Origin of the sequence: Methylobacterium soli (genome assembly GCF_008806385.1) — a bacterium.
In the GTDB taxonomy this organism is placed as follows: Bacteria; Pseudomonadota; Alphaproteobacteria; order Rhizobiales; family Beijerinckiaceae; genus Methylobacterium; species Methylobacterium soli.
In genome coordinates this window covers 96,514-120,137 of record NZ_VZZK01000016.1, presented here as the reverse complement: position 1 = coordinate 120,137, position 23,624 = coordinate 96,514, and the positions used below count along the sequence as shown (strand labels likewise).

General features: G+C 73.3%; 22 protein-coding genes. 13 read left to right on the top strand and 9 right to left on the bottom strand.

What is annotated here, in order from left to right; genetic code table 11:
- Positions 1-51 precede the first annotated feature (51 nt).
- Positions 52-822: an invasion associated locus B family protein gene (locus F6X53_RS16510; protein ID WP_151001305.1), complete on the top strand. Its 771-nt coding sequence runs from the start codon at positions 52-54 to the stop codon at positions 820-822.
- 106 nt (positions 823-928) lie between these two features.
- On the opposite strand, the gene hspQ is transcribed toward F6X53_RS16510, so the two are convergent.
- Both hspQ and F6X53_RS16500 read right to left on the bottom strand, forming a co-directional pair.
- A complete protein-coding gene (gene hspQ, locus F6X53_RS16505) occupies positions 929-1,267 on the bottom strand; it encodes a heat shock protein HspQ (protein WP_151001304.1) in 339 nt (112 codons plus the stop codon).
- Positions 1,268-1,359: 92 nt separating this feature from the next.
- A complete protein-coding gene (locus F6X53_RS16500) occupies positions 1,360-2,412 on the bottom strand; it encodes an HpcH/HpaI aldolase/citrate lyase family protein (protein WP_151001303.1) in 1,053 nt (350 codons plus the stop codon).
- Positions 2,413-2,680: 268 nt separating this feature from the next.
- On the opposite strand from F6X53_RS16500, the gene F6X53_RS16495 reads away from it, so the two are divergent.
- Positions 2,681-4,006, top strand: a complete 1,326-nt coding sequence (locus F6X53_RS16495; RefSeq protein WP_151001302.1) for a patatin-like phospholipase family protein — start codon at positions 2,681-2,683, stop codon at positions 4,004-4,006.
- Positions 4,007-4,032: 26 nt separating this feature from the next.
- Here the strand turns inward: F6X53_RS16495 and F6X53_RS16490 are convergent, their stop codons facing one another.
- Positions 4,033-5,259 (bottom strand): FAD-dependent monooxygenase, encoded by a 1,227-nt coding sequence (locus F6X53_RS16490; RefSeq protein WP_373875930.1) that lies wholly within the window; start codon positions 5,257-5,259, stop codon positions 4,033-4,035.
- A gap of 1,033 nt (positions 5,260-6,292) precedes the next feature.
- On the opposite strand from F6X53_RS16490, the gene F6X53_RS16485 reads away from it, so the two are divergent.
- The 3 genes from F6X53_RS16485 (at position 6,293) to F6X53_RS16475 (ending at position 8,452) form a co-directional block, all read left to right on the top strand.
- Positions 6,293-7,267, top strand: a complete 975-nt coding sequence (locus F6X53_RS16485) for a quinone oxidoreductase family protein (RefSeq protein ID WP_151001300.1) — start codon at positions 6,293-6,295, stop codon at positions 7,265-7,267.
- A gap of 127 nt (positions 7,268-7,394) precedes the next feature.
- On the top strand, positions 7,395-8,027 hold the full coding sequence (gene pncA, locus F6X53_RS16480) for a bifunctional nicotinamidase/pyrazinamidase (protein WP_151001299.1): 633 nt from the start codon (positions 7,395-7,397) through the stop codon (positions 8,025-8,027).
- Positions 8,028-8,245: 218 nt separating this feature from the next.
- Positions 8,246-8,452 carry a hypothetical protein gene (locus tag F6X53_RS16475; RefSeq protein ID WP_151001298.1) on the top strand — a complete coding sequence of 69 codons (207 nt, stop codon included), beginning with the start codon at positions 8,246-8,248 and terminating at the stop codon, positions 8,450-8,452.
- 60 nt (positions 8,453-8,512) lie between these two features.
- Here F6X53_RS16475 and rimO read toward each other — a convergent pair whose 3' ends face one another.
- Complete coding sequence (gene rimO, locus F6X53_RS16470) at positions 8,513-9,865, bottom strand: 30S ribosomal protein S12 methylthiotransferase RimO (RefSeq protein ID WP_151001297.1); 1,353 nt, start codon at positions 9,863-9,865, stop codon at positions 8,513-8,515.
- A 486-nt stretch (positions 9,866-10,351) separates the two neighbouring features.
- On the opposite strand from rimO, the gene pabB reads away from it, so the two are divergent.
- Genes pabB through F6X53_RS16450 form a run of 4 tightly spaced genes read left to right on the top strand, consistent with a single transcriptional unit; the run spans position 10,352 to position 13,713 of the window.
- The gene (gene pabB / locus F6X53_RS16465) at positions 10,352-11,821 is read left to right on the top strand and encodes an aminodeoxychorismate synthase component I (protein WP_151001296.1); all 1,470 of its coding nucleotides are present in this window, start codon (positions 10,352-10,354) and stop codon (positions 11,819-11,821) included.
- Positions 11,818-12,447, top strand: a complete 630-nt coding sequence (locus tag F6X53_RS16460; RefSeq protein ID WP_151001295.1) for an anthranilate synthase component II — start codon at positions 11,818-11,820, stop codon at positions 12,445-12,447. The genes pabB and F6X53_RS16460 overlap by 4 nt, the downstream gene beginning before the upstream one ends.
- The gene (locus tag F6X53_RS16455; RefSeq protein ID WP_151001294.1) at positions 12,434-13,285 is read left to right on the top strand and encodes an aminotransferase class IV; all 852 of its coding nucleotides are present in this window, start codon (positions 12,434-12,436) and stop codon (positions 13,283-13,285) included. Before F6X53_RS16460 ends, F6X53_RS16455 begins: the two co-directional genes overlap by 14 nt.
- Complete coding sequence (locus F6X53_RS16450) at positions 13,282-13,713, top strand: DoxX family protein (protein ID WP_151001293.1); 432 nt, start codon at positions 13,282-13,284, stop codon at positions 13,711-13,713. Before F6X53_RS16455 ends, F6X53_RS16450 begins: the two co-directional genes overlap by 4 nt.
- Before the next feature lie 463 nt (positions 13,714-14,176).
- Here F6X53_RS16450 and mazG read toward each other — a convergent pair whose 3' ends face one another.
- Positions 14,177-15,022 (bottom strand): nucleoside triphosphate pyrophosphohydrolase, encoded by an 846-nt coding sequence (gene mazG, locus F6X53_RS16445; protein WP_151001292.1) that lies wholly within the window; start codon positions 15,020-15,022, stop codon positions 14,177-14,179.
- Positions 15,023-15,837: 815 nt separating this feature from the next.
- Here mazG and F6X53_RS16440 point away from each other — a divergent pair.
- Positions 15,838-16,929 (top strand): replication protein RepA, encoded by a 1,092-nt coding sequence (locus F6X53_RS16440; protein ID WP_151001291.1) that lies wholly within the window; start codon positions 15,838-15,840, stop codon positions 16,927-16,929.
- Positions 16,930-17,090: 161 nt separating this feature from the next.
- Positions 17,091-17,714, top strand: a complete 624-nt coding sequence (locus F6X53_RS16435; protein WP_151001290.1) for a winged helix-turn-helix domain-containing protein — start codon at positions 17,091-17,093, stop codon at positions 17,712-17,714.
- Here the strand turns inward: F6X53_RS16435 and cuyB are convergent.
- From cuyB to F6X53_RS16420, 3 genes are all read right to left on the bottom strand, one after another.
- Entirely contained in the window at positions 17,693-18,514 is an 822-nt protein-coding gene (gene cuyB / locus F6X53_RS16430) for a cysteate racemase (RefSeq protein ID WP_151001289.1), read from the bottom strand. The two genes, F6X53_RS16435 and cuyB, sit on opposite strands and share 22 nt — an antisense overlap.
- Before the next feature lie 203 nt (positions 18,515-18,717).
- Entirely contained in the window at positions 18,718-19,122 is a 405-nt protein-coding gene (locus tag F6X53_RS16425; RefSeq protein WP_151001288.1) for a polyketide cyclase, read from the bottom strand.
- Between the two features lie 88 nt (positions 19,123-19,210).
- Positions 19,211-20,191, bottom strand: a complete 981-nt coding sequence (locus F6X53_RS16420) for a LysR family transcriptional regulator (RefSeq protein ID WP_151001287.1) — start codon at positions 20,189-20,191, stop codon at positions 19,211-19,213.
- A gap of 245 nt (positions 20,192-20,436) precedes the next feature.
- Here F6X53_RS16420 and F6X53_RS16415 point away from each other — a divergent pair, with 245 nt between their 5' ends.
- A complete protein-coding gene (locus F6X53_RS16415) occupies positions 20,437-20,772 on the top strand; it encodes a hypothetical protein (RefSeq protein WP_151001286.1) in 336 nt (111 codons plus the stop codon).
- A gap of 67 nt (positions 20,773-20,839) precedes the next feature.
- Here the strand turns inward: F6X53_RS16415 and F6X53_RS16410 are convergent, their stop codons facing one another.
- Positions 20,840-21,667, bottom strand: a complete 828-nt coding sequence (locus F6X53_RS16410; protein ID WP_151001285.1) for a hypothetical protein — start codon at positions 21,665-21,667, stop codon at positions 20,840-20,842.
- Positions 21,668-22,364: 697 nt separating this feature from the next.
- On the opposite strand from F6X53_RS16410, the gene F6X53_RS16405 reads away from it, so the two are divergent.
- Positions 22,365-23,624, top strand: coding sequence for an ATP-binding protein (locus F6X53_RS16405; protein WP_151001284.1), 1,260 nt, complete (start codon positions 22,365-22,367; stop codon positions 23,622-23,624).

The window sequence follows — 23,624 nt, the reverse complement described above, 5'->3', positions numbered from 1 at the left end:
AGCCGCGTCACGTTTTTCGTCTTCCCGAGACTTCCAAGGGGTCAGAAGCTGATGTTCTTCGCCAACCGCCAGGCGCGCCCGCAGCGCGCCGCGTTCATCGCCCTCGCGGGCAGCCTCGCCCTCGGGGGCGGCCTGCTGGCCGGGCCGGCCCTCGCTCAGCCCAAGGGCAAGCCCGCCGCGCCCGCCCCCACGGCGCCCGCGCCCGCGCCGACGACCCCGGCCGCGCAGCAGCCCCAGCAGACCGGCCCGCAGACCATCAACGTCAAGTCCGAGCCGAGCCAGGCCGACTGGACCAAGGTCTGCGGCAAGGATGGCGGATCGGGCACCGACATCTGCTACACCACCCGCGACTTCGTCTCCGACCAGGGCCAGCCGGTCCTGGCGGTCGCCGTCTACGAGATGAAGAACCCGCAGACGAAGCAGGAGGTGCGCGTGGTGCGCTACCTGCTGCCGCTCGGCCTGCTGCTGCAGCCCGGCATCCGCTTCACGGTGGACGGCCAGCAGCCCACCACCGGCAAGTTCGCGGTCTGCTTCCCGAACGGCTGCTTCGCCGAGGCCGGCAATCTCGGGCCGGAGGTGGTCGCCGCGATGAAGAAGGGCACCACCCTCAACGTCTCGGTCCAGAACCAGACCCAGCGCGAGGTCACCTTCGCGGTGCCGATGGCCGGCTTCGGCAAGGCCTTCGACGGCCCGGCCATGGACCCGAAGGTGCTGGAAGAGCAGCAGAAGAAGCTCCAGGCCGAGCTCGAGAAGCGCAGCGAGGACATGCGCAAGAAGCTCGAATCCGAGAAGGGCGGCGCCACCGCGGCTCCCAAGCCCTGATCGTCCGGCAACGGGCCGAGACCACGAAGGCCGGGCAGCGATGCCCGGCCTTTCTCGTTCCTGAGATCACGTTTCCCGGAACCGTGGTTCCTGGGGCCGGCGCGCCTCAATTCGCGTGGCGGTCGCGGACCCGGTAGATGCCGCTCGCGTCCTGCACGAAGACCTCGGCGATGCCGGCATGGCGCAAGGCCTCGCCGGAGGTGTCGGGCACGAGGTTCTGCTCCGAGACGTAGGCGACGTACTCGCTCTCGGCGTTCTCGGCGAGGAGGTGGTAGAAGGGCTGGTCCTTGCGCGGCCGCATCTCCTCGGGGATCGCGAGCCACCATTCCTCGGTGTTGTCGAACACCGGATCCACGTCGAAGACGATGCCCCGGAACGGGTAGATCCGGTGGCGCACCACGGCACCGAGCCCGAACTTCGCGGTTTTCATGCTCTGGTCGGTCATGTTCGTCTAGATAGGCGCGCGCCCGCGCCTTGTCATCGCTGGATGAGGCGCGGGCGCGTTTCGGTTCGGGGGATGCCGAGCGGGGCGGGGACCTACCCCTGGAGGTTGTAGGTCTTGGCCAGATCCGGGTCCTTCCGGGCCACGAGCCTGGCGAGGTCGACGATGACCTTGGCCTGTTTCCAGGTGGCGTCGTCCTGCATCTTGCCGTCGAGCATCACCGCGCCGGTGCCGTCCGGCATCGCCTCGACGATGCGCGACGCGAAGGCGACCTCGGCCGGATCGGGGGCGAAGACCCGCTTGGCGATGGCGAGCTGGCTCGGATGCAGGGTCCAGGCGCCGGCGCAGCCCATCAGGAAGGCGTTGCGGAACTGGGACTCGCAGGCCTCCGAATCCGAGAAGTCGCCGAAGGGGCCGTAGAAGGCCTTGATGCCGCTCGCCATGCAGGCATCGACCATCTTGGCGATGGTGTAGTGCCAGAGGTCCTGCTGGGCCGAGGCGCGGGCCGCCTCGCCCGCCGCATCCGCGAGGACGCGGTAATCCGGGTGGCCGCCGCCGACCCGGGTGGTCTTCATGCCGCGCGAGGCCGCGAGGTCGGCCGGGCCGAGGCTCATCCCGTGCATGCGCGGCGAGGCGCAGGCGATGGCGTCGACATTGGCCACGCCCTCGGCGGTCTCCAGGATGGCGTGGACGAGGATCGGCTTGGCGACGCCGTGGCGCGCCTCGAGCTGGGCCAGCAGCTGGTCGATGTAGTGGATGTCCCACGGCCCCTCGACCTTGGGCACCATCACGACGTCGAGCTTGTCGCCGACCGCGGCGACGATCTCGAACAGGTCGTCGAGAATCCAGGGCGAGTTGAGCGCGTTGATGCGGGTCCACAGGCCGGTGCCCGAGGCCGCGAAATCGGTGTCGCGCGCCATGGCGACGAAGCCCTTGCGGGCCGCCTCCTTCTGGTCGGCCGGGACCGCGTCCTCGAGGTTGCCGAGCACCACGTCCACGGTCTTGGCGAGCTCGGGCACGCGCGCCCGGACCTTCTCATTGTGGGGCGGCACGAAGTGGATCATCCGCTCGAGCTGCACCGGCAGGTCCCGGAACGGGGCCGGCGCGCCGGTGGCGAGGGGCTGGAAGAAGCGGCGCGGCAGTTTCATCGGCGTCTCGGGCTCCTCAAGATCCGTCGATCCCGGCTGGATCGTGGGCGGCCGATCACAGGCGGGCCGCGGCTCCCGCCTAGTGCAAGGGCAGCGCCGACGCAAAGCCCCGATCGGCGGCGGGGGCGCCGAACCGGCCCGCCGGCCCCGCGTGCGGCGCCGCACCCCGCCGACCGGAGCGCCGCCGACCGGGGCCCGAGGCTGGAACTGGGCCGCAAAGCTTGAGTTTTTTCTACCGAGGCGGGTATTTCGACCAGGGACGAAGGCCATGTCCGGACTGATCAAGCGGCACATCCTGATGTGCGCTGCAGTGCTGACGCTCGGCGCCGGCACGCCGCAGGCGAGCCTCGCGGGCCCCGGCCGCGCCGCGCCGCAAGTGGGCCCCGGCGCCCGCGTGGCCTTCACGGCGGGCGAGCTGAGCGCCGCCCGGCCCGAGGGCCTGCGCGGCACGCTCCGGATCGCGGGCGACGATGCCCAGGCCTTCCAGGCGCTCATCGACGGCGCCGGCGCGGCGGCCCGGCCCTGGCTCGTCCTCTCGGGGGGCGGCGAGAACGGCGCCTTCGCGGCGGGCCTCCTCAGCGGCTGGAGCCAGGCCGGCACCCGGCCGGATTTCGGCGTGATCACGGGGGTCAGCACGGGGGCGCTGATCGCCCCCTTCGCCTTCGTGGGCCCGGTCGAGGATCCCGTCCTGCGGGACGCCTACACCACCATCTCGGCCGCGGACGTGTTCGAGTTCGGCGGCACCAGCGAGGCGCTCACCGACACCTGGCCGCTGAAGCGCCGGATCGACCGGGCAGTGAGCCCGGCGCTCCTCAAGGCGGTGGCGGCCGAGCACGCCAAGGGCCGGCGCCTCCTCGTGGCGACCACCGAGGTCGATGCCGAGCGCCCGGTCCTCTGGGACATGGGCGCCATCGCCTCCGTCGGCGGCCCCAGGGCGCTCGCCCTGTTCCGCGCCGTGATCCTGGCCTCCTCGGCGGTGCCCGGGGTGTTCCCGCCCGTGATGGTCGACGCGGTGAGCCCCGGCGGCAAGACCTTCCAGGAGATGCATGCCGATGGCGGCACCACCGGCCCGTTCTACCTCGCGCCGGGCCCGGCGCTGACCGGCGAGGCCGAGGTCAGGATCCCGGCGCGCAGGGTCTACCTCGTGGTCAACAACAAGCTCGCGCCGGATTTCCAGATGGCGACCCGCACGACGCTGAGCGTCCTCGGGCGCGCCATGTCGGCGGCCATCAAGGCGCAGACCAAGGCGAGCCTCGCGCTCGCCGGCCGCTTCGCCGACCGGACCGGCCTCGACCTGCAGGTGGCGGAGATCGACGGGCGCTTCGGCCAGACCACCGCGACGCCCTTCGATCCGACCTACATGCAGGCGCTCTTCGCCCATGGCGAGCGCCTCGGCCGCGCCGGCACGGCCTTCGCGGGGCTGACGCCCGCCGGCACGCCGGCGGCGGTGTCGGGGCAAGGGCCGGACCAGCGCCCGGACCTGGCCCCGGCGACCGGCACGATCCCGTCAGGCCCGATCTCCGCCGGTGCCCTCCCGGGCGCCCCGATGGCGCCCCGCGCCGAGGCCGCGACGCGCGCGATGGCGGGGCGCTGAGGCGCCCTGCCATCGCGCGCCGCCCCTCAGGCCCGTCGCGCCGTGCCGGCCCGCATCAGCTCCGGGGCGCCGAGGCGCGGCAGCACGCCCTCGCGCATCACGACGCGCCGCAGCGGGCCGATCGTCGTCATGGCCAGGAGCCCGAGGCCCCGCAGGGCATCCACCGGCAGGAGGTCCGCCAGCAGGCTCCGGTTGAGGGCGTCGACCGCGGTGGTGCGCAGGCCCGCATCGCGGCGCCGGCCGCGGCCGAGGCCGGCCAGCGCCGCGCGGGCCCCGGGGTCGCGGCCGTCGCGGGCGGCGGCCAGCACCGCGTCGCGGAGGGCGGCGGCGTCGCGCAGGCCGAGATTCAGCCCCTGCGCCCCGATCGGCGGGAAGACATGGGCGGCCTCGCCGATCAGCACGAGGCGATGCGCGACCGGATTCTCCACCGCGAGGCCCCGCATCGGCACGAGGCCGCGGGGGCCGTCGATCCGCAGGGCGCCGAGGAGGCGCTGGGCCTGGTCCTCGATGGCGGCGGCGAGCGCGGCATCGGGCAGATCCGCGAGGCGGCGCGCCGCGCCCGCGCCCGTGACCCAGACCAGGCTGGAGCGGTGGCCGCCCGGCAGCGGCACCAGGGTGAAGGGCCCCTGGCGGGTGTGGAACTCGGTCGAGACGTCCCGGTGCGGCAGGGTGTGGGCCAGGAGGGTGGTGAGGGCGGCCTGGGGGTAGGACCAGTCCCGCACCCGCAGGCCCGAGCCGGCGCGCAAGGGCGAGCGCGCCCCGTCGGCGCCGACGACGAGCCGGGCCGCGACCCGGCCCCCATCTGCGAGGGTCAGCTCGGCCGCCGCCTCGCCCCGGAGGCAGCCCGCCGCGTCGCTCTCGAGCAGGGTCAGGCCCGGGGTGGCGCGGGCGCGGGCGCGCAGGCTCTCGACGAGGCGGGCGCTCTCGACGTTCCAGCCGAATGCCGCGAGGCCGATCTCGCCGGCCCGGAACCGGGCCGGGGGCGGCCGGAACAGGCTGCCGGTGTCGTCGACGATGTGGAGCTCGGCAAGCGGCGCCGCGTGCGGGGCGATCGCCGCCCAGGCCCCGAGGGCGTCGAGGAAGCGCACCGAGCCGTCGAGGAGCGCCACCGTGCGCCCGTCCGCCACGGGGGCGTGGCGCCCGATCAGGGCCGTGGCGATGCCCTCCCGCGCCAGCGCCAGGGCGGCCGCGAGCCCGGCCGCGCCGGCCCCCACCACGGCGACCTCGAACCGGGGCGAGGTGGAGGGAGGCAAGGCGGAGGAGGGCGGGGCGGACGGCGTGGTGTCGGGCAAGATGGTCACCGGCATGATCCTGGCGGCGGCGCTGCGGGCGGGTCGGGCCCTGGCGCCTCGCGCTGATCTAGGACGATGCGGCGCCGCTGTCTCGGCCCGGCGACGTTCGGTCCCGGGGATCGGCCGGCTGCAATCTGTGCCCGCCGGGCCGAGCCGAGGGGGGGTGCCGGATCGGCGGGCACAGACGTCCCGGTCCTCAGAGAAGCGGGCACCGGCACCTTGGCGCAAAATGGTTGAAAGAGTTACCCGCCCGCGCGGCGGCGTAGACACAAAATCGTCAGGAGGCGCGGATCGCGCCCGCCGCCGACCGGGAGGCGCCCGAACGGAGCCGACCGAAATCCCCTGTCGTTCCCCGAAAGTTCTTGACAATAATCCTAATTCGTGCTTCCTGTCCGTTACCGGCCACCTCGATCCGAGGGGGCCTGCCCGGGGCCGACCGGGCGGGCCGTGTGGCCGGGCGGTGCCCGCGTCGGTGGTCTCGGCCATCACCGCCCCGGGCGACGGGTGCGACGCGACGCCTGCTCGGCCTGTGGCGGGGCGCCGGGAGGAAATGCCCGGCGATCCCGACCCTCGTCTGGGGGGTAGCGACAGAGACTGCGGCGGCGCCCATTACGAGGCGGCGTGCGGCGGAGCCTCGCTCTGATCTTGCCGGGGTCGTCACGAACCCGGGAATCGATGGCGCAGGTCGCGACCGGTCGGAGACACCGCGACGCGTGACGGCGGTCCTTCGGGGCCGCCGCGGGACGCCGGGAGACCGGCCTCACGTCCAAACGCTCACGTGGTCTCGCGGCGTCCCGCGTCCCCTGGGCAACGAGCAGCGGGCCATGCCCCCGGCGCCGAACGGCGCGCGGGGGCGAAGCCGCGTGGCGTGGGGAGGACATGAGATGGCGCCAGGGCCCGGATCCGGCATTGCCCCGCTCCGGACGGCCCTTATCTCACCACGCGCCGCCCCGCGGGCGGTCCGGCCCCGCGCCGCGCTGTCGAGGAGTTCACGATGCCGAAGGCGATCCGAGTTCAGGAGTATGGCGGCCCCGAGGTGATGGCCTACGCGGAGGTTCCGCGCGCCGAGCCGGGCCCCGGCCAGATCCGGGTGCGCCAGGGCGCGATCGGGGTGAACTTCATCGACATCTACTTCCGCACCGGCGCCTACAAGGCGGCCCAGCTGCCCTTCACGCCCGGCAAGGAGGGGGCGGGCGAGGTCACGGCCGTGGGCGAGGGGGTCACGGGCTTCAAGGTCGGCGACCGGGTCGCTTACGGCTCGGGCGAGGGCACCTACGCGGAGGAGCCCCTGATCGCCGCGGCCGCCGCCGTGCAGGTGCCGGAGGGCATCGACGACGCCACCGCCGCCGCCATGATGCTGAAGGGGCTCACCGCCGAGTACCTGCTGCACCGGACCTTCCCGGTGAAGGCCGGCGACACCATCCTGTTCCACGCCGCCGCCGGGGGCGTCGGCCTCATCGCCTGCCAATGGGCCAAGCATCTCGGCGCCACCGTGATCGGCACCGTCGGCTCCCCCGAGAAGGCCGAGCTCGCCAGGGCGCATGGCTGCGACCACGTCATCCTCTACCGGGACGAGGATTTCGCCGCGCGGGTGCGGGAGATCACCGACGGCAAGGGCGTGCCGGTGGTCTATGACGGGGTCGGCAAGGCCACCTTCCCGGCCTCCCTCGACTGTCTGTCGCCGCTCGGCACCTTCGTGAGCTTCGGCTCGGCCTCGGGCCCGATCGAGGCCTTCGACATCGGCATCCTGGCCCAGAAGGGCTCCCTCTACGCCACCCGCCCGACGCTCTTCACCCATGCGAGCCAGCGCCCGGTCCTCGACCGGATGGCCGAGAACCTGTTCGGGGTGGTCAGGAGCGGGGCCGTGAGGATCCCGGTCCACGCCCGCTACAGGCTCGCCGAGGCGCCGCAGGTGCATCGCGACCTCGCCGGGCGCCAGACCACCGGATCCACCGTGATGATCCCCTGATCGCGGAATCCCGGGATCTCCAGATCCAAAGATACCAGGATCCAAGGATATCGGGATCCAAGGATACCGGTATCCCGGCATCGGCGGGGCCCGGGGCGGCCCCGGCAGCGGAGGGAGGCAGGCGGCCATGATCCTCGAGCCCGGCGACGTTCTCGTGGTCATCGACGTGCAGAACGACTTCCTGCCGGGGGGCCGGCTCCCGGTGCCGGAGGGCGACCGGGTGATCGGGCCGATCAACCGGCTGATCGGCCTGTTCCCGCACGTGGTCGTCACGCAGGATTGGCACGTTCCGGGCCACGCCTCCTTCGCGGGCAGCCATCCGGGCCGGGCGCCCTTCGACACGGTGGCGCTGGCCTATGGCCCGCAGGTGCTGTGGCCGGAGCATTGCGTGCAGGGCACCGCGGGGGCGGAGCTGGCCCCCGGCCTCGACGCCACCCGGGCCGGCCTCGTGATCCGCAAGGGCCACGCGCCGCTCGTCGACAGCTACTCGGCTTTCCTGGAGGCCGACCGCCGCACCCGCACGGGGCTTGCCGGCTACCTGCGGGAGCGGGGCCTGAGGCGTCTGTTCCTGTGCGGCCTCGCCACCGATTACTGCGTGCTGTGGAGCGCCCTCGACGCCCGGGCCGAGGGATTCGAGACGCTCGTGGTCGAGGACGCGGTGCGGGGCATCGACCGGGACGGCTCCGTGGCCCGGGCCTGGGCCGAGATGGCGGCGGCGGGCGTCCTCCGGATCGCGAGCGCGGCGATCACCGGAACCTGAGGCTGCAGGATCTCGGGGTTGGACAATCCTGGGGTCGAAGGATCCTGGGGTCGAAGGATCCTGGGGTCGAAGGATCCTGGGGTCGAAGGATCCTGGGGTCGAAGGATCCCGGGTTCGGAAAATTCCAGGATCACGGGATCACGGGCGGCGAACCGCCGCATCGGCCCGATCCTGCGGCCCGCGTTGGTCCCGGGAGAGCAACCCCAGCAGGAGACAGCATGTCGACGAAGCACCCCAAGACGGAGCGCCCGACCGATGCCGACCTCAAGGGCAACCCGGGCATCGGCACCTCGAAGGGCATGACCCTGTCGGGGGGCGACCCGGAAGACCTCGAGGCGGATTCGACCTTCGAGGGCGATGTCGAGAACGAGACCACCCCCGAGGGCGGCGTCGACCCGAACCACCGTTCGCGCAAGAACGCCTGAGGGCCGCATTCAAGAGGGGTCCCGCTCGCCGCAGCGGGCGGGGCCCCGTGCCGGCGGCCCCTACGCCACCGTGCCGTACAGGTCGTAGGCGTCGGCCCGCTCGATCTTCACCGTGACGATGTCACCGGCGCGCACCGGTCGCCGGAAGGCGACGTGGACGGCGCCGTCGATCTCGGGGGCGTCGTATTTCGAGCGGCCCTTGGCCAGGCCCTGGCCGGCCTCGTCGATGATGACGGGGAGACGCTTGCCCACCTTCGCCTTCTGCAGGCGCGCCGACACGGCGGCCTGCGTCTCCATGAACCGGCGCTTGCGCTCGGCCTGAAGCTCCGGCGCGATCGGGTCGCCGAGATCGTTGGCGACGGCGCCCCGCACGGGCTCGTAGGTGAAGCAGCCGACCCGCTCGAGCCTGGCCTCGCGGATCCAGGCCAGCAGCTCCTCGAACTCGGCCTCGGTCTCGCCGGGGAAGCCCACGATGAAGGTCGAGCGAATCGCGAGATCGGGGCAGATCTCGCGCCAGCGCCGGATCCGGTCGAGCTGGCGCTCCTGGTTGCCGGGGCGGCGCATGCGCCGGAGCACGCTCGGGCTGGCATGCTGCAGCGGCATGTCGAGATAGGGCAGGATCTTGCCCTCGGCCATCAGCGGGATGACCTCGTCGACATGGGGATAGGGGTAGACGTAGTGCAGGCGCACCCAGGCCCCGAGGGTGCCGAGCTCCCGGGCGAGGTCGTAGAAGCGGGCCCGCACCTCCCGGTCCTGCCAGGTGCTCGGGGCGTAGCGGGTGTCGAGGCCGTAGGCGCTGGTGTCCTGCGAGACGACGAGGAGTTCCTTGACGCCGGCCTTCACGAGCTTCTCGGCCTCCCGCAGCACCTCGGCCGCCGGGCGGCTGACGAGGTCGCCCCGCAGGGAGGGGATGATGCAGAAGGTGCAGCGGTTGTTGCAGCCCTCCGAGATCTTCAGATAGGCGTAGTGCCGCGGCGTCAGCTTCACGCCCTGGGGCGGGATCAGGTCGAGGAACGGGTCGTGGGCCGGGGGCACCGCCTCGTGCACCGCCGCCACCACCGATTCGTAGGCCTGGGGCCCGGTGACCGCCAGGAGGTTCGGGTACTTCTCGCGGATCTCGTCCGGCTGCGCCCCCATGCAGCCCGTGACGATGACCCGGCCGTTCTCCGCCATCGCCTCGCCGATCGCCGAGAGCGATTCCGCCTTGGCCGAATCGAGGAATCCGCAGGTGTTGACGATGACGACATCCGCCCCGTCATGGCGCCGCGACAGCTCGTAGCCCTCGGCGCGCAGATGGGTGAGGATGCGCTCGGAATCGACCAGGGCCTTCGGGCAGCCGAGCGAGACGAAGGAGATGCGGGGCGCCGCGGCCTTCGAGCCGGGCGCGGGGGAGGGCGATGGGGACAGGGTCATGGCGGCTCGTGCGGCACGATCGCCGCAGGGTCGGGCGCGCGCCGCGCCGGCCGTGACGATCAGGAGGATCCCGGGATTCGTCCGGCCCTATACCGGGATTGCCGCGGCGAGGCGAGCCTCGCCGCGACAGGGGCGGCGTGACGCCGGCGCGGGGCTGGAGCGAAGCTTTGCCGTGTCGGATCAGGACTTTGAGGCCGACCCCGAAGCCACCACATCAGGGCAGGGCACTCCCGGCGATGCGCCGCCCGCAGCCCCCTCGCGCAGCGGGCGACGCCGTGCCGGCTTTCCCCGCGGCCTCGCCTGTGCAAGGCGTGGCGGACGGGACCGGCCGCGGCCGGCCCGGTGGAAGCGGTGGCCCTCGAGGAGCGCGACATGCGCCGTTTGGGGCGCAACACGCGCCCCGCAAGGGCGCAACACGCGCCCCGCAAGGGCGCGACACGAGCCCCGCAAGGGGCGCGACACGAGGCGAAGCGAAGTCCGGACGACATGTGGACCCGTGAGATTCCGTACCTCGACGCGATGGCGGCGGCCGAGCGCCTGGCCCGCCTGCCCGGCCTCGCCTTCCTGGACAGCGCGATGCATCACGATACGCTCGGGCGGAGCTCCACCGTGGCGGCCGACCCCTTCGGGCGCTTCCGCTACCGCGCCGGGCAGGCGAGCCTCGACGGGCGGCCGCTCCCCGGGGGGCCGATCGAGGCCCTGCGCGCCTGCCTTGCCCCCTACCGGCTGGCGCCGGAGGCGGAGCACGCGTTCCCGGGCGGCGCCATCGGGTATTTCGCCTACGATCTCGGCCAGTCCCTGGAGCGCGTCGCGGTGCCGGCCCGGCGCGCCGGCCTGACCGACGACATCGCCTTCAACCTCTACGACACGGTGCTGACGCTCGACCACGAGGCCGGCACCTGCCGGCTCGTCGCCACGGGCTTCCCGGAGACCGAGCCGGATGCCCGCCGGGCGCGGGCCGAGGCGCGGCTCGACGCCTTCGCGCGCCTTCTCGCGGCGCCCACCGAGCCGAACCCCGCCCAGCCGAACCCCGCGCCCGTGCCCCGGCCCCTCGCCTGGCGCTCGAACTTCGACCGGGCCGCCTACGAGGCGGCGGTCCAGCGGGTGCGCGACTACATCCGGGCCGGCGACATCTACCAGGCCAATATCGCCCAGCGCTTCGTGGCCGACCTGCCGCCGGGCTTCGACCCCTTCGCCCTCTATCATCGCCTGCGCGAGACCAACCCCGCGACCTTCGGGGCCTATCTCGCCTTCGAGGGCCTGACGGTGGCCTCGAGCTCCCCCGAGCGCTTCCTGAAGCTCGACGGCCGCAGCGTCGAGACCCGGCCGATCAAGGGCACGGTGCGGCGGGTGGGCGACCCGGAGGCCGACCGGGCGCTCGGCGCGGCGCTCCAGGCCAACCCGAAGGAGCGGGCCGAGAACATCATGATCGTCGACCTGCTGCGCAACGATCTCTCGCGGATCTGCGAGCCGCACAGCGTCGCGGTGCCGGTGCTCTGCGGCCTGGAATCCTACGCCTCGGTCCACCATCTCGTCTCGGTGGTCGTCGGCACCCTGCGGGCAGGCATGGACGCCCTCGACCTCATCGCCGCGACCTTCCCGGGCGGCTCGATCACGGGTGCGCCGAAGCTCAGGGCCATGGACATCATCACGGAGATCGAGGGGGATGCGCGCGAACTCTATTGCGGCGCCATCGGCCGCATCGGCTTCGACGGCGCGCTCGACACCTCCATCGCGATCCGCACCGTGTTCATGAACGCGACCACGGCCGTGCTCCAGGCGGGCGGGGGCGTGACGCTCCTGTCCGAGCCCGGCCCCGAATACGAGGAGACCCTCACCAAGGCCGCCCGCGTCTTCGAGGCCTTCGGGGAGGCCCCGTGCGGGAGTGCCCCGTGCGGGGGTGCCCCCGCCGGGGGTGCCCCGGATGCGACGGACCCGAGCGGGGCGGCGCGATGATCCTCGTCATCGACAATTACGATTCCTTCGTCTTCAACGTCGTCCGCTACCTGGAGGAGCTCGGCCAGGAGGTTCGCGTGGTGCGCAACGACGCCCTCGACGTCGCGGGCATCCGGGCGCTCGCCCCCGACGCGATGGTGATCTCGCCCGGCCCCTGCACGCCGGCCGAGGCCGGGATCTCCCTGCCGGCGATCCAGGCGCTGTCCGGAGAGGTTCCGATCCTCGGGGTCTGTCTCGGCCACCAGGCGATCGGCGCGGCCTTCGGGGGCAGGGTGGAGCGGGCGCTGCGCCCGCTCCACGGGCAGGCGACGCCCGTGACCCATGAGGGCCGGGCGCTGTTCTCCGGCCTGCCCGCCCCGATGCAGGTCGGGCGCTACCATTCCCTGATCGTGACGCCCCAGCCCGGGATGGAGCGCCAGCTCTCGGTCGACGCGGTCTCGGCGGAGGGCGAGGTGATGGCGCTGTCCCACCGGGAGCACCCGACCTACGGCATCCAGTTTCACCCGGAATCGGTGCTGACCGAGAACGGGCACGCGCTCTTCGGCAATTTCCTCGACCTCGCCCGCGGCTGGCGGGAGACGGGGGCCCGCGACACCGCCGAGGCGCGCCGCGATGCTGTGGCGTGACGGAGCGCTGAGCGAGGACCCGCGCGCGCCCTTCGATCTCGGAGACCGCGGGCTCCTCCTCGGCGACGGGGTGTTCGACACGGCGCTCGCCCTGAACGGGCGCGTCGCCTTCGCGGCCGCCCACCGGGACCGCCTCGTCGCGGCCGCCGCCGCCCTCGGCTTCACGGTCGAGCCCGCGCGGATCGATCAGGCGATGCGGGCCCTGGCGGCGCAGTTCCCGCAAGCCGCGATCCGCACCACGGTGACCCGGGGCTCCGGCCCCCGCGGCCTGAAGCCCCCGGCCGAGCCGCGCCCGACCCTGTTCGCCAGCGCGGGCCCGCTCGCGCCCGGCCTCGCGGGCGCGCCCCTGCGCCTCTGGCCGACGCAGATCCGCCGCAACGACACCGCGCCGACGGCCCGCCTGAAGACGCTGGGCTATCTCGACGCGGTGCTCGCCGCCCGCGAAGCGGCGGAGCACGGCTTCGACGAGGCCCTGTTCCGCAACACGAAGGACGCCGTCGCCTGCGGCGGGACCGGCAACCTGTTCGCGATCCTGGACGGGCGCCTCGTCACCCCGCCGCTCACCGACGGCGTGCTCGACGGGATCGTCCGCGCGGAGATCCTGCGCCTCGCGCCCGCCTGCGCGCTCGCGTGCCAGGAACGCTCCCTGACGCTCGACACCCTGCTGCGCGCCGACGCGGTCTTCCTCACGAACTCCCTGCGGCTCCTGGCGCCCGTCGAGGCCATCGGCGCGACCGTCCTCGCCAGCGCCGCCCACCCGGCCGTGGCGAGCCTCGCGCGCGCGCTCCGCGCGCGGGTCGCGGCCGCGTGCGAGGTCGCGGTGGAGACCATCCCATGACAAGGCAGGGAGGCCGAACCTGGCTGCGCCGAGCCCTGATTCTGCTCTATGGCGGCATCGGGGCGGTCCACATCGCGGCCCCCGAGAAACTCATGCCGATCATGCCGGACTGGGTGCCGGAGCCTCGTCTCGTCATTCTCGCCACGGGCCTGTGCGAAATTGCGGGCGCCGTCGCGCTCATGACACCGCGTCTGCGGCGGGCGGCCGGTCTCGGGCTGGCGCTCTACGCAATCTGCGTCTTTCCGGCCAATCTCAAACAGGCCCTGGAAGGCATCCACGTGGAGGGCCTGCCGGATTCCTGGTGGTATCACGGGCCGCGTCTCGCCTTTCAGCCCGTGCTGGTCTGGGCAGCACTCTACGCGTCCGGTCTTCTGGACTGGCCATTCCGGAAGTCTGCGCGATCGGTCGCTGGTCCGACAGGCGCTTGAGCGCCGCCGCACCCGGTTTCTCCCCGTCCGGCGAGGTATCAGCAAACATCAACGCAACTTTCGCGTGTGCCGCCCCGGGCCGCCGCGGGCGGGATCCAGTGCTGCGCCGGCAGAGCCCTGGCCTCGCAAGCATAAGCGGGGAGGCGGCTCTCACGACATCCAGTCTCCCGGCAGACGGATCCAGAGTTGCGGGTTTTCACATCCGCGGCAGCACACATTAACCGTCGCGAAATAGCCTCATCGCCGGATCGGTTTGAGTCTGGTACGCTTGCCGGCATGCCGAAGCGCAGCGACACGAGCCGATCGAAGCAGCCAGGACGCCGCGTTCCGTCGGACCATCCGCCTGCTCAGGAGGATGTCGAGCGGGCCATCAAGGCAACCCTCGACCGCTTGGCGCCGAAGGGGCGACGTCCGCCGAGGGCGGACGGGTCGCCGGCCCGCAAGAACTGATGCCGGGCGCGCCTCACGCGGACCGCTCGTCTCGCTTCACGGCGGCCCAGGCCGCTTCCATCGCCGCGAGGTCGCTGCAGGCCAGATCGCCTCCGGCCGCCTGAAGCCGTTCGGCCATGGCGGCGAAACGGCGCTCGAACTTGGTGTTGCCGCGGCGCAAGGCCAGTTCCGGATCAATGCCCGCGTGGCGGGCGAGATTCGCGACCGAGAACAGAAGGTCGCCGATCTCCTCGGCGAGGGCCGCCGAATCCCCGGATTCGAGTGCGTCCACGACTTCGTCGGTCTCTTCGCGGACTTTGGCGATGACCTCGCGCGCGTTCGGCCAGTCGAAACCGTAGGACGCGGCCTTCCGGGAGATCTTCTCGGCCCGCGACAGCGCCGGCAAGGCCTGCGCGATTCCGCCGAGCGGGTCGACCGCCCCCTCCCCGCGCTGCGCCGCCCGCGCGCGACGCTCGCTCGACTTGATGGTCTCCCAGAGTGCCGCGATCTCCGCCGGATCACGTGGCCGCGCCGCCTCGTCGAGCAGCTGTCCGCGCGCGTCGAAGACGTGCGGATGCCGGCGGATCAGCTTCTGGGCGATCGCGCGCACCACGTCGTCGAACCCGAAAGCTCCGCGCTCCTCAGCCATCCGGGCGTGGAAGACGACTTGGAGCAGGAGGTCGCCGAGTTCTTCCCTGAGATCGCCGAGGTCGCCCCGCTCGATCGCGTCGGCGACCTCGTAGGCCTCTTCCAGCGTGTAGGGAACGATGCTCGCGAAGTCCTGCGCGACATCCCAGGCACAGCCGCGTTCCGGGTCGCGCAATTGCGCCATCAGGCGCAGGAGCATCGCGATCGGGGGTTCGGACGCGGGTGAGGCCATGCCGTCTCTCTGAGGATGCGGTGGCAGAGCGCCCCGATCCGCCTCGCGTTTACCGCGCCCGGATCGGGATGGCACGGCGCGTTTTGGGGGAGGGGCTGGGGAGAAGTGGCTCTTATTCCCTGTATTCCAATTGGAAAAGGGGGGGGGGTGACGGATGGTTCTGCAAAGCGAACGCTCCTCCGACGTCATAGGAAAGATATCAGAAGGGATTCTCAGAGAGTCAGTTCAGCAAGTTATATGGGGTGCGGAAAACCCCAGTGTGGCTAAGAGGATAGGGCCTGTTCGCGCATCCGACTCTGCGCAATCCCGCATGCAACTCTGCGTGAGACCGTATCGAACTCTGCGCCGGTTTGCCGGGGTGGCGCATGGGATTCGGCGTGGGGTTGCATGGGATTCGGCGCGCGATCGCGCCCTCGCGCGGTGCAGAATGGGGATAACGACCCGGACGGGGGCGTATCGAACTCTGCGTGGGCCGGGAAGCCGGGGATCCGGGGAGGCGGGGGCGTATCGAACTCTGCGTGCGGGCCGCGGGCCGGCGCCCGCCTCACCGCCCGTTCGTCCCTTCGGCGAATCCTGAGGAAATCCGGGGCCGGGAAGCGGGGATTGCCGGGATAAGCCCGGCCGGGGCCCGGGGTCCCCGAGACTCCGGGGGGCCGAATCGTGCCAAGAGGATCGGTCGGCGGATCGACCACCGGCGGTTGCGGGAGCGCGCGCGGCATTCGGGACCCGAGGGGAGACCTCGGCGCCGCCCCGGAATCCGACGGGCCAGGTCTTCGCGGACCGAGGCACGAGGGTTGAGGCTTGAGGATCGAGGCATGGGGATCGAGGACAGACTGGCCGGCATCCACGACGCCGACCTCCTGGCGGAGGTCGAGGCGGCGCGCGGCGGCTTCCTGTTCGGGGCCATCGTCGAGCACATCCTGCACCGGCAGCGCGCGCGGGACGCGGAGCGGGCGGCGCAAGGCGCCGTGGCCGACCGCCGGGCCGGCATGGGCCGCGACCAGCGCCGCCGCGACGCGATCCGGGAGGTCATCGAGAACGAGCCGACGGCCCCGGAGAACCTGCAGCACATCCACTCGGTCCTGGCCCTCTGCGGCCTGCCCTACCGGGATCCGGGCGACACCCGGGAGTTCTTCCGCGAATACGGGCGCAACACCCTCAGCCTCCTCGCAGGCCGCCTCAAGAGCCCCGTCACGGGCGAGATGGAGGCGCAGGGCCTGCCCTACGGCCCCAAGGCCCGCCTGGTGCTCCTGCACCTCTGCACCGAGGCCGTGCGCCAGCGCAGCCCCACCATCGCGGTCGCCGACAGCCTCTCGGGCTTCATGCGGGAGATGGGCTTCGCGGTCACGGGGGGCGAGCGCGGCACCATCCGGCAGTTCAAGGAGCAATTGAACCGGCTCGCCGCCTGCACCATGCAGATCGGCCTCTGGGACGGGGAATCGAAGGCCAGCACCCTCAACGTGCCGCCCTTCCGCAGCCTCGACCTCTGGCGCGGCAACGGCGCCGAGGGGCTCGTCTGGTCGAAGACCGTGCAGTTCCACCAGGATTTCTACGACAACCTGATCCGCCACGCCCTGCCGGTGGACATCCGGGCGGCCCGGGCCTTCTCGGGCTCGGCCCGCAAGCTCGACCTCCTGTTCTGGATCGGCTACCGCCTGCGGGCGCTGCAGCGGCCCCTGCGCCTCACCTGGGACAACCTCCACGGGCAGTTCGGCGCCGAGAACGGCAATATCCGCAGCTTCCGGCAGGCCTTCAAGGCCGATCTCGCCCACCTCGCCGAGGTGTTTCCGAAGCTCCCGGTCGCCCTCGACGACAACGGCATGACCCTGCAGCCCGCCGATCCCGGGGCGCTGCTGGTGCCGCCGCGGCAGGGAAAACGCGAGGGAAAACGGGCCGCGGCCCGCTGAACACTTCATGCACGATCCCGCGGGTTCACAGGGGAATTCCGCGGGATTCATATGAACAAATCCAAGGTTCCAGAGGGAATACAAAACCCTTCCGCCGGAGGGAACGAAGCGCTAGGATCGGGTATTCCTTGAGGCCCAAGGAATAAAGCTCCGGAGGCCGCATGTTCCCGTCGGAAGCCGAGATCGAGGCGCGCCTCGCCGCCCTGCGCCGGCGCCGCGAGGCCCTCGACCGCGAGATCGCCGATCTCACCCTCTACCGCGAGCTCGGCCGGCGCCTCGGGGAACCCAGGCTCGGGGCCGCCCCGGAGCCCAGGCCCGATCCAGCGGACGATCCGCCCGCAAGGCCCCCGCTCTCCGGGTCCGGGCCGCGGCCCCATCCGGCGCCGGGCGAGGCGGCGCTTCCGCCGCAGCCCTGGGCGGCGCCCGCGCCCCTGCGCCCGAGCCCGGGCGCGGCTGGGCCGGCCCCGCAATCCCCGGGCCCCCAATTCCAGGTCTCGCAGATCCCGGTCTCGCAGCTTCCGGTCCCACCCGTGGCCTTCGAGGACGACCCCGTCGCGGCCCGCCGCTACGGCCGGGCGGTGATCGAGGCGGCCATCGGCGTGCTGGAGGCGGCCGGCCGGCCGCTCCATGCGGGCGAGATCCTGGAGCGGCTCGCCGCCCAGGGCTTCACCCTGCCGGGCCAGGACCCGGTGGCGGCCCTCAACACCCGCCTGTGGAAGCGCTCCGGCCCCGGCGGCCCGGTCCGCCGCATGGGGGACGCGGTCTACGCCCTGGCGGACCGGTAGGGCCCGGAGCCAGCCCCGCATCCCCGGACCGCCGGGCTCAAGGCCGGCACCGGGTTCAGGCCCGGCACCGGGTTCAGGCCCGGCACCGGGCTTCGGCCCGGCACCGGGCTTCGGCCCGGCCAGAAGGCCGCCACGCAGGCCCTGGCCAGCGCCTCGGTGGCATCCACCAGGGACCAGCGGCACCTGTCCTCGGGGGCCGCGAGGGCGATCGGGATCTCGGTGCAGGCCATCACCACCTGCGCGCAGCCCGCCGCCGCCAGCGCCGCGGCCTCGGCGCGCAGGAGCCCAGCCGCCTCCGCGACCGCCCCGGCCTTCACCAGCCGCACCGCCCGCGTCACCGCCTCCTGCCCGGCCGCGTCCGGCACCCGGCAGGCGAGCCCGTGGCGGGCGAGGCGCTCGGGATAGAGGCCGGCCGCCAGGGTGCCGCGCGTCGCCAGGAGGCCGACTGGCCCGGGGCGCGTCCCCGGCGCGAGCAGGACGGCCGCCACCGCGTCCACGATGTGGAGGATCGGCAGGGCCGTCCCGGCCTGGAGGGCCCCGTGCCAGTGATGGGCGGTGTTGCACGGGATCGCGATGCGGGTCGCCCCCGCGGCCTCGAGCTGGCGCAGGGCCGCGCGCAGGGCCGGGACGGGATCGGGCCCCCGGCCCAGGATCGCCTCCGTCCGGTCCGGGATCCGGACGGCCGAGCTCACGATCATCGGGATGTGCTCCTGGTCGCGGGCCGCCGGGGTGTTGCGCACCACCTTGCCCATGAAATCCACCGTCGCCATCGGACCCATCCCGCCGAGAACACCGAGCATCGCGCCTCTCCTGTCGCCCGCGAGGGTGCCGGGTGCGGGGGCGGGCGGCCAATGCCGTCTCGGTCCGGCCCAGTCCGATTCCGCATCGCCTCGGATGCGGGGGCGTTTCGCGGATGGGCCGGACCGCGGACGGATTTGCGGCGGGCCAAGGCAGGCGGGCCAGGCAGGCGGGACGGCGGCCTTGACGATCGGCGCCGGCGCGGTCAGGGCGCCAGCGCGCCCTCCGCGAAGGCCTTGAGGGATGCGAGGTCGCGCCGGACCCAGGCGGCATCCGCGGCGAAACGCGCGGGGCTCGTGCCGGGCTGCCGGAACAGGGTCAGCATCACCGTGCTGCCCGCCTGGTTCGGGACGATCCGCAGGGGCACGCAGGCGACGCGCCCGCCCCCGAGATCGACCCGGTGATCCATCACCCCGAAGGCGTTGTGCGGCGTGAACGTGATCCGGACGGGGCCCTCCGGACCCTGCGCCGTCCAGCCCCGGTCGTCGCGCGCGAGGGCGCCGCCGAGGCCCGAGGCCCAGTGCGCGAAGCTCTCGGGCCGCCAGAGCAGCGCGTAGAGCGCCCGCGCATCCCGCGCCACCGAGCAGGTGATCACGTCCGTATCCAGCATGGCGCATCTCCCGGCGTTGCACCCCCGGGGCTCTGCCCGAGAATCGTCCTGCGCGCACGGGGCGCCGGATCCGGCGCGGCGCGGACGCTCAAGGCCCGTCCGTCCGGCCTCGGACCCCATCCGTCTCCGCCGCGGGGGCGTCCGTCTCCGCCGCGAGGGCATCCGCCGTCCCCGCGACGGCATCCGCCGTCGCCGCGAGGGCACACGCCGCCTCCCAGAGGGCCGCCACGGCGCCGCGGCGATGCCCGGCATTGCGGTAGAGGCGCACCGCGAGGGCGGTCTCCCCGCCCGTGGCCACGAGGCGGCCCTCGGACAGCTCCCGCGCCACGAGGCTGCGGGGCAGCCAGGCCGAGCCGTGCCCTTCGAGGACCATGAACTTCAGCGCCTCCGCCATGGCGTTCTCGTTGACATGGGCGAGGCCCACGGGGGCATCCCCCGGCGGGTCCCCGGGTCCCTCCGCCTGCGCGGCGACGACCCGGCCGAGGAAGGAGGCCGGCGGGTAGCCGAGCCGGGGCAGGGGCGCCGCGCCGGGCAGCCCGGCGGGCCGGACCGCGACCAGGCTGTCGCGCCCGATCACCCGGTGCGGGAAGGCGCCGGGGTCGAGCAGGATCGGCACGCTCGGATGCGCGAAGGTGAGCAGGAAATCGTAGCCGCCCTCGGCCAGGGCCTGGAGGCAGGTGTGGAAGTCGTCGGGCAGCAGCCGGCTGCCGAGGGGGCCGGTCCGCGCCTGGATCTCCCGGAACCAGCCCGGGAAGACCGTGAGGGCGAGGGTGTGGAGCGCCGCCACCGCGACCGTCTGCCGGCCCGGGCCCGCGCTCGCCCGGAGGGCGGCGCGGCCGGCATGGAGCATCCGGGCGGCCTCCTCGGCCGTCTCGCGAAAATCCCGCCCCGCCGCCGTCAGGGTGGTCGGGTAGGTGCTGCGGTCGATCAGGGCGACGCCGAGCCAGGTCTCGAGGGCCCGGATGCGGCGGCTGAAGGCGGATTGGGTGACGTGCCGCTCCTCGGCGGAGCGCGAGAAGCTGCCGGTCCGGGCGAGGCTGGCGAAGTCCTCGAGCCATTTGAGCTCCATGATGCCCCCCCCCGCTGCCGCGATGGTCCGCGCGCCCGCCCCGGCAGCGCTCCCCTTGCCGCGCTCCTCTTGCCGCGCTTGCCTTGCCGCTCTTGCCTTGCCGCCTGCCCGCGCCTCCCCGCAAGCCGGCATCCCGGTCTATCCTGCCCGGCGCGTGTTCGCACGCCGCCTGATCCCGGCCGCCATCCTGGCGATCCCCTCGGCCCGCCCGGATCCCCCCGCTGGAACTCATCGCCGGCTGGGGCGTGCCCGCGGTGGCGGCGCGCCTGCGCGCCCTCACCGACCGCCTCGCCGAGGGGGCCGCGGCGCTCGGGATGGCGCCGCGCGCCGGCCGCGCGCCCCACATCCTCGGCCTGCGCTGGCCCGGCGGGATCCCGGAGGGGCGCGTCGCGCGGCTGCGGGCGCGGGGCGTCTTCGTCGGCGAGCGGCTCGGGGCCTTGCCTCTCAGCCCGCATGTCTTCGCGCACGAGGCCTCTTCGCGAACGAGGCCTCTTCGCGCACGAGGCTTCTTCGCGCACGAGGCCGACCTCGACCGCTGCCTCGCGGCGCTCCGGAGCGAGCGGGCGGCGGCCGCGCCGTGAGGCCCGCTCATCGCTCCGCTGATCGGGCCAAGCATCGCTGCGCGGATCGGCCCAAGCATCGCTCCGCTTACCAGCCCGCCGGCGGGCGCCGCATCCGCAGCCGCTGCACCCCGAGCAATCCCGCCGACCAGGCGAGGGAGACGAGGAGTGCCGAGACCAGGCCCGTCGCGACGCCCCGGCTCTCCGCCAGGAGATGCAGGGTCAGGAGCGTCAGGCCGAAGCCGAACACGCCCCGGATCGCCGTGCTGGCGAGATGGGCCGTGGCGGCCCCGCCGACGCGGGGATGCAGGATCACGATGGTGCAGCTGAGGGCCATCGGGAAGGCCGCGATCACCCCCGTCCGGGCCGGGCTGAGCACCGCGCTCACCGCGAGCACGCCCGTGACGAACAGGGCGACGGCGACGGCCCGGACCAGAAGATCGAGCCAGCGCCGCCGGGCCACGGGGCTCGGGGCGTAGCTCGGCCGCACCCGGGCCCGGCACAGGACGAGCCCCGCCCCGTAGACGGCGCCGTTCAGCAGGAAGGCCGTCAGCGGCGTCCAGGCCAGCTGCGCGATGGCGAGGGCCGAGACCAGCCAGGTCGCCAGGGCGGCCCCGAAGGCGCCGGGCAGCGAGCCCCTGGGCCCGCGCCGGGCATAGACGATCAGGAACGCCCCCGTCGCCGCATTGGCCGCGAAGCCGTTGAGCGCCGCCCCGGCGATGAAGCCCGCATCGTGCTCCAGGGCCATGAAGACGTAGGCGGGCCCCGCCGTCACCGGCAGGCTGATCACGAGCGCCCCCCAGAACGGCCCGGCGGCTTCCGCGACGGCGGAGGCCAGCACGACGATGAGGCCGGTCGTGACGGCCCGGACGAGGGGCGCCACCCAGGGCGCCGAGAGGAGGGCGGTGGTCAGCATGAGGGGGCGTCGCGGTGGCGTGGCGGGGGATCTGCACGCCCGTTACCATCTCGGCGCGAGAAAAGCGGCGTCCGGTTCGCGGCGCCCGCGCGGAGGCGGCGGGATCGGCGGTCTCGTGGCGGGGGAGGCGGATCCGTGCCGCGCGGTCCGGCGGCGCGGGTGAGCGAAGCTCCCGCTCCCGCGCCGCCGGACCCGGTCCCCGGGAAGCCGGCGACGCCTCACGGGTCCGGCCCCCATTGAAATCCCGCGGGGCCCCGCGATCCAGGGCCTCAAACGGCTTAGGGCCCGGCGCGAAAGGGGGAGTGGCCGGGTGGTTCGGCCGGGTGGTTCGGCCAAGTCAGCAATCATCCAGAAAAACGCGGGCCCGATGCTGGCCTTGCCGTGGCCATCCGCTCCCAGCGCGGGCCGGCGCGGCCGGCGGGCCGAGCCTGAACCCGCCCCCAGACTGGCTCGGCCCGCACGCGGCTTGACCGTCCCCGACCCGGGCCGGCCTGATCGTCACGGCAGAGTTTCGCCGCAGAGTTTCGCCGCAGGTTTTCGCCGCCTGCCGGCGTATCGGCGCGCTGGGCTCCGGGGCGTCACGCCCGGGACATCGGATTCCCGCGCGCCCGGTCAGATCTCGGCAGGGCCTGCATTGCAAAGGAACCGCCGATAGTCCTCAATGTACGCTATGGTGCCGAGCCAGGAGCGGAGGCCTATGCTCGATTTCCTGCGACGTCTCTGGGAATCCGATTCCCTCGCGCCCCACGGCATCTGTTTGCTGTGGCGCCCGGAGCTGATCTGGACCCACGTCATCTCCGATGCGCTGATCGCCTTCGCGTATTTCACGATTCCGGGCGCGCTCGCCTACTTCGTCTGGCGCCGGCGCGACGTCGTGTACGGCTGGATGTTCTGGTCCTTCGCGGTCTTCATCCTGGCCTGCGGCACCACCCACCTGTTCGCGATCTGGACCCTCTGGGTGCCCGATTACGGGGCCGAGGCCCTGATCAAGGCCGTGACGGCCCTCGCCTCGGTGGCCACCGCCATCGCCCTCTGGCAGCTGATGCCGCGGGCCCTGGCGCTGCCCTCGCCCCGCCAGCTGAGCCAGGCCAACGCCCAGCTCGAGGCCCGGGTGGCCGAGCGCGACGCGGCGCTCGCGGCCCTCGAGCAGGCCAATGCCGAGCGCCAGCGCACCGAGGCGCTGCTGCGCCAGTCCCAGAAGATGGAATCGATCGGCCAGCTCACGGGGGGCGTCGCCCACGACTTCAACAACTTCCTCAACGTCGTCCTGGCCAATCTCGAGCGGGTGGAGCGGGGCCTGCCGGCGGGCAGCCGCCTCCTCGAACCCGTGCGCGACGCCATGACGGGGGCGGAGCGCGCGGCATCCGTCACCCACAAGCTCCTGGCCTTCGCCCGCAAGCATCCCCTCTCGCCGGAGGAGACCGACCTCAACGCCCGGATCGAGGCCTTCGCGGAGCTGCTGCGGGGCACGATCGGGGCGCAGATCCGCCTGCGCCTCGCCCTCGCGCCGGACCTGCCGCGGGTCCATCTCGACGTGAACCAGTTCGAGAACGCGATCCTCAACCTCGCGGTCAACGCCCGCGACGCCATGCCGGGGGGCGGCGTCCTCACCCTGGCGACGCGCCGCCTGCGGCCGGAGGAGGGGAGCCTCGCGGGCGGGGCGGCCGGCGGCGTCGCGGTCGAGGTCGGCGATACCGGGGCCGGCATGTCGCCCGAGGTGGCGGCGCGCGCCTTCGAGCCGTTCTTCACCACGAAGCCCCTCGGCCAGGGCACGGGCCTCGGCCTCAGCCAGGTCTTCGGCTTCGCCGAGCAATCGGGCGGGGCCGCCGCCATCGTGATCGGGCCCTCCGGGGGCACCGTCGTGCGGCTCTGCTTCCCGGCGCGGCTCCCCGCGCCGGCGGCGGAGGCGGCGCGAACCTGGCAGCCGAACCTCGCGCTCGCGGGCGGTGCCGCGTGA

What these genes read in the sequence shown, in the direction of transcription:
- F6X53_RS16510 (WP_151001305.1), top strand. Translation starts at nt 52, where the DNA reads ATGTTCTTCGCCAACCGCCAGGCGCGCCCGCAGCGCGCCGCGTTCATC.
- hspQ (WP_151001304.1), bottom strand. Translation starts at nt 1,267, where the DNA reads ATGACCGACCAGAGCATGAAAACCGCGAAGTTCGGGCTCGGTGCCGTG.
- F6X53_RS16500 (WP_151001303.1), bottom strand. Translation starts at nt 2,412, where the DNA reads ATGAAACTGCCGCGCCGCTTCTTCCAGCCCCTCGCCACCGGCGCGCCG.
- F6X53_RS16495 (WP_151001302.1), top strand. Translation starts at nt 2,681, where the DNA reads ATGTCCGGACTGATCAAGCGGCACATCCTGATGTGCGCTGCAGTGCTG.
- F6X53_RS16485 (WP_151001300.1), top strand. Translation starts at nt 6,293, where the DNA reads ATGCCGAAGGCGATCCGAGTTCAGGAGTATGGCGGCCCCGAGGTGATG.
- pncA (WP_151001299.1), top strand. Translation starts at nt 7,395, where the DNA reads ATGATCCTCGAGCCCGGCGACGTTCTCGTGGTCATCGACGTGCAGAAC.
- F6X53_RS16475 (WP_151001298.1), top strand. Translation starts at nt 8,246, where the DNA reads ATGTCGACGAAGCACCCCAAGACGGAGCGCCCGACCGATGCCGACCTC.
- rimO (WP_151001297.1), bottom strand. Translation starts at nt 9,865, where the DNA reads ATGACCCTGTCCCCATCGCCCTCCCCCGCGCCCGGCTCGAAGGCCGCG.
- pabB (WP_151001296.1), top strand. Translation starts at nt 10,352, where the DNA reads ATGTGGACCCGTGAGATTCCGTACCTCGACGCGATGGCGGCGGCCGAG.
- F6X53_RS16460 (WP_151001295.1), top strand. Translation starts at nt 11,818, where the DNA reads ATGATCCTCGTCATCGACAATTACGATTCCTTCGTCTTCAACGTCGTC.
- F6X53_RS16455 (WP_151001294.1), top strand. Translation starts at nt 12,434, where the DNA reads ATGCTGTGGCGTGACGGAGCGCTGAGCGAGGACCCGCGCGCGCCCTTC.
- F6X53_RS16450 (WP_151001293.1), top strand. Translation starts at nt 13,282, where the DNA reads ATGACAAGGCAGGGAGGCCGAACCTGGCTGCGCCGAGCCCTGATTCTG.
- mazG (WP_151001292.1), bottom strand. Translation starts at nt 15,022, where the DNA reads ATGGCCTCACCCGCGTCCGAACCCCCGATCGCGATGCTCCTGCGCCTG.
- F6X53_RS16440 (WP_151001291.1), top strand. Translation starts at nt 15,838, where the DNA reads ATGGGGATCGAGGACAGACTGGCCGGCATCCACGACGCCGACCTCCTG.
- F6X53_RS16435 (WP_151001290.1), top strand. Translation starts at nt 17,091, where the DNA reads ATGTTCCCGTCGGAAGCCGAGATCGAGGCGCGCCTCGCCGCCCTGCGC.
- cuyB (WP_151001289.1), bottom strand. Translation starts at nt 18,514, where the DNA reads ATGCTCGGTGTTCTCGGCGGGATGGGTCCGATGGCGACGGTGGATTTC.
- F6X53_RS16425 (WP_151001288.1), bottom strand. Translation starts at nt 19,122, where the DNA reads ATGCTGGATACGGACGTGATCACCTGCTCGGTGGCGCGGGATGCGCGG.
- F6X53_RS16420 (WP_151001287.1), bottom strand. Translation starts at nt 20,191, where the DNA reads ATGGAGCTCAAATGGCTCGAGGACTTCGCCAGCCTCGCCCGGACCGGC.
- F6X53_RS16410 (WP_151001285.1), bottom strand. Translation starts at nt 21,667, where the DNA reads ATGCTGACCACCGCCCTCCTCTCGGCGCCCTGGGTGGCGCCCCTCGTC.
- F6X53_RS16405 (WP_151001284.1), top strand. Translation starts at nt 22,365, where the DNA reads ATGCTCGATTTCCTGCGACGTCTCTGGGAATCCGATTCCCTCGCGCCC.